Origin of the sequence: Klebsiella terrigena, from assembly GCF_006539725.1 — a bacterium.
Lineage (GTDB): Bacteria > Pseudomonadota > Gammaproteobacteria > Enterobacterales > Enterobacteriaceae > Klebsiella > Klebsiella terrigena.
In genome coordinates this window covers 1-1,346 of sequence record NZ_BJNO01000051.1, presented here as the reverse complement: position 1 = coordinate 1,346, position 1,346 = coordinate 1, and the positions used below count along the sequence as shown (strand labels likewise).

Annotated in this window: 1 protein-coding gene; it reads right to left on the bottom strand. The window is 63.9% G+C overall.

From position 1 onward, the window contains the following. The coding region (locus tag RTE01_RS26080) for a hemagglutinin repeat-containing protein (RefSeq protein WP_174824633.1) at positions 1-1,346 on the bottom strand (1,346 nt) is incomplete at both ends.

Below are 1,346 nucleotides of genomic sequence, written 5' to 3'. Positions count from 1 at the left end.
CGTTGACCACCGCATGCGCGGCGACCTTGCCCGCATCGTCCAGATTACTGTAGTGGCCGATCACCTCCGCCACATACGGTGCCGCGCCGCCGGCCAGAGCGGCCTTCAGGTCGCTGCCCGCCAGGCCCTGCACGGCGGCGGTCGCCGCCTGAATCGCCTGCTGGACGCTGCTGCCGGTGCCCCATTGCTGCTGCGCGGCCTTATAGCCTTCGGTCGCGGCCAGCTGAGCGTTATATTTCTCCCAGGCCTCCTTGCTGGCGCCTTTCTCCGGCTCGTTGATCTTTTCCTTCGCCAGCTCGGCCTTGCCTGCGTTGATGGCGTTAATCTGTCCCTCGGTGCGCGCGATATCCGCCACCTGCTTACCAATCTCGCCGATCAGCTGGGTCTGCTGCAGACGCTGCTGCTCCTTCTCCTTATCAAATATCGGCGACAGGGTCTGGTTGGCATGCTCCACGTCGCGGCTGAGGTTCGCCACGTCCTGCTGCTGTTTGTCTTTATCCCGCACGATGATGTCGCCATCGCTGACCGCCGCGTGGGTGGTGCTGCTGTCGTGGCCCTCGTTGTTCCCGCCGGTCAGCAGGCCGTTGGCCATGTTCCCGGCGAACTGGCTGCCGATGCTGCCGCCGGTGCTGAACCCGACGCTCTGGTGTTCGGTTTTAAAATCGGCGCGGTTGTCGATATCGCCCCAGCCCAGCGTGCCGGTGTCGAGGCGGTTTTTATCTGCGGTGGCAGTGCTGCCAATCACCGCGCCATCCAGCTGGGTATGCTCGCCAACGGTGATGTCATAGCCGCCTTTGCCGGCAAAGATGCCCGTCTGCTCCACCACGGAATCGTAGTTGCTGTGCATCTTGTCCTTGCTGAGGTTGACGCTGGCGGAGCCGCTCATAGAGCCGAAGGTGAAGCTGCCCCCGGCGCTGGCGTTCTGCTGTTTTGAGTCGTAGCGGTCGCTGTCCTGCTCGGAGGTGAGGGTCAGGTTGCGGCCGATATCGGCGATAACCGTGTCGCCGCTGACCTGAGCGCCGGTGAGGGTGGTGTCGCGTCCGCTGTTGAGGATGAGGCTGTTGCCGGCATCGACGGTGGTTTCGCTGTGGGTGGTGCCGTTGCCGCTTTCGCTGCCTTTGCCCTTGTTGACGCTGGCGGAGACGCTGATCCCCCAGCCGCCGGAGCCCACGCCAATCCCGACGCCGACCGTGCCGCCTTTGCTTTCGTTTTTGCCTTCAAGCAGCGAGGTGTTTTCAGCAGAGATCAGGTTCAGGTCGCGGCTGGCGGAGAGGGCCACATCATTGCCAGCCTTCAGCTGGCTGCCGACCGCGTTCAGATCGCCTTCGCGGGCGGTGATGCTGAGG